The organism is Bradyrhizobium sp. (assembly GCF_049581145.1).
Classification (GTDB): Bacteria; Pseudomonadota; Alphaproteobacteria; order Rhizobiales; family Xanthobacteraceae; genus Bradyrhizobium.
Genome location: NZ_JBAURI010000539.1, coordinates 1 through 2,371 on the forward strand (window position 1 = coordinate 1; position 2,371 = coordinate 2,371).

Consider the following 2,371-nt stretch of genomic DNA (forward strand, 5'->3'; position numbering starts at 1 on the left):
CCCCGGTTCTCATCGCCTGCGTCAGCACGCTGGTGGATCCGATACCGCCCACGTGGTACCGCGAGCCCAGGTAATCGACGAAAAAGAAGAGCTTGTTGCGCAGGATCGGACCGCCGAAGGTCCCGCCAAACTGGTCCTGCGAAAACGGGTTGGTGGGGACGATGGGTGTCTGGTTCTTGTTCTGCCAGGAGTCCGCGTTCAGACGATAATCTTGCAGGTATCCATAGGCCGATCCGTGGTAGCTGTTGGTACCGCTCCTAAGCACGCTAACCACGCCTGCGCCGTTCACGTTGCCCAGTTCGGCCGGTGAGTTCGCCGTAACAACCTGGATTTCCGCGAGCGCAGCCGGCGCCGGGCTGTAGCCGATCTCGTTGTTGAAGGTCTCGTTCATGTCGAACCCTTCGAGCGTATAGTTATTTGCCTGGGCGCGGTTGCCGTTCACGTTTACCGAGTCGCTGTAATAGGTGTCACGCTCGATGACGTTCGTCGCGGTGTTGCCATAGGTGCTGACCGCGCCGGGCGTATAGAGTGTGAGTGCGCTGAAGTCCAGACCATTCAGCGGAAAGTTCGCGATGGTGTTGGTTGTAAACGTACTGCTGATGGTGTAGTCCTGCGTGTCCAGAATCGGTGTGGAGGAGGAGACTTCCACGGACGCACTCGTACCCTGAACCGCAAGCTTTGCGTTGAACGTGACCGTTTGCAGTGCCTCAAGGCTGAACGACGGCAACGTCTCATTACTGAAACCGTTCGCATTCGCGATGACTTCATACCTGCCGATGGGCAGATGTTCGATGTGATACACACCGTCGGCGTTGGTGGTCGTTGGCGTGGACACGTTGGTGTCCAGATCGTGGGCTGTGACGACCGCGCCTCGAATCGCTGCGCCGCTCGGATCGGTGACGGTTCCAGTAACTCCGCCGGTTACGGTTTGCGCGTTTGCAGGGAGCGCGAACAACGTGGAGACGATAAGTCCAACAAATATATAGATGCGAAGTGTTCTGATCACCGGATTTTCTCCCAAAGTGCCTCGCCGACCACGCACCAACAGCCAGGATGCCGCTCCGTCCGTCGCAGTGCATTCCCGTCCGTTGAGCCCAAACATGGTCGATTGACACGGAGCTTATGTTTCTTATGAGCACTTGTCAAGAAAAATTGGCGGAAATAAGCACTATTCGTGCTCACACAGGTAATTTATGAGCGAAGTGGTCATTTTCACGGCATACGAAGCCGTACAAGCGCAGCGAGACTACAAGGTTGCTGCTTGCGTCTGTGTGGGGCTCGACTCACTGTTGTTGGTCTGGGTAGGGGTGTTGACCTGGGCAGGCTCAGGGAGGGGCTCATCTGCCTGTGGTTGCGAGGACGGCGGAGGGACCCTGTTGCCCGCAGCGTCCAACTCATAGGAATCCACATAGAAGCTCGTAAGGTGAGCGGCCCCGAAGCTGGTGGTGAGAGCAACGTCGTCTGCGTCGCGCCCCGTCGCAATAAGAATCCTTCCAAGCCGGCGATAGTTGTGGCGAGCGTCCAGATCGATCCACTTGCCCTCGAGGAAGACCTGGTACCACGCGCTGAAGTCACCCGGGCCGCTGTTGGGTTGGCGAATGTCACCGATGTAGCCGGTGACATAGCGAGCGGGAATATTCTGGCAGCGCGTGAGGGTGATGGCGAGGTGCTGGAAGTCGCGGCAGACCCCGACGCGCTCGGTGAAGACATCCATGGCCGTCTTGGTAGGCCGTGCTGCGTTGTAGTTGAAGGTAACTCGTTCATGCACCCAGTCTCGAATCGCGACGGCGCGTTGCCAGCCCTGGGGATAGGACTCGAAGAGGTCATGGGAGATGGCGCCGAACTGGTCAACCTGGCAGTAGCGGCTGGGGAGAAGGAACTGCAACACTTCGGGGGGAAGGTCGTCGATGGCGGACTGCCGGGCATCCGGGTAGACCGGATCCACCTCAGGGCTGGCGTCGATCAAGGTGGTGCCGGTTAGCCAAAGATAGCCGGCCGGGGCGATGAACCGGGTACACCGGTTGCCAAAAACATCGAGGTAGTCTCGCGAGGGAACGACGGACTTGGTGTAGTCGGTCGATGCGGGGCTGTGGTTGAAGGGATCGTTGAGGGATTCGATCAGGATCTGGTCCGGAGAGCGCAGCAGCGGCTCGACCGAAGGGTGCAGATGAAGCAGCGCGACGATCGCAGTCGGTGCGGGCAGGCGAAACTGGATGTCAAACTCAGAGCGAATGAGCAAGAGAGAACTCCTATGTCGAGGGGATGTGGCCTGTTGTCCGCGCGAGTCCTTAGTTTAGCTTGGCCGCTGAGGATCAGGACGGCTGGGCTCCCCGTGGCTCTGCATACCGTCGCTGCCGAAAGGACGGTAAAT

At 58.8% G+C, this 2,371-nt stretch carries 2 protein-coding genes; both read right to left on the reverse strand.

What is annotated here, in order from left to right; all coding sequences use genetic code 11:
* On the reverse strand, window positions 1-1,006 hold a 1,006-nt coding region (locus WCB02_RS17655; protein WP_423959944.1), incomplete at its 3' end, for a carboxypeptidase-like regulatory domain-containing protein.
* Between the two features lie 240 nt (window positions 1,007-1,246).
* Entirely contained in the window at window positions 1,247-2,239 is a 993-nt protein-coding gene (locus WCB02_RS17660) for a transglutaminase domain-containing protein (protein WP_423959946.1), read from the reverse strand.
* Window positions 2,240-2,371 lie beyond the last annotated feature (132 nt).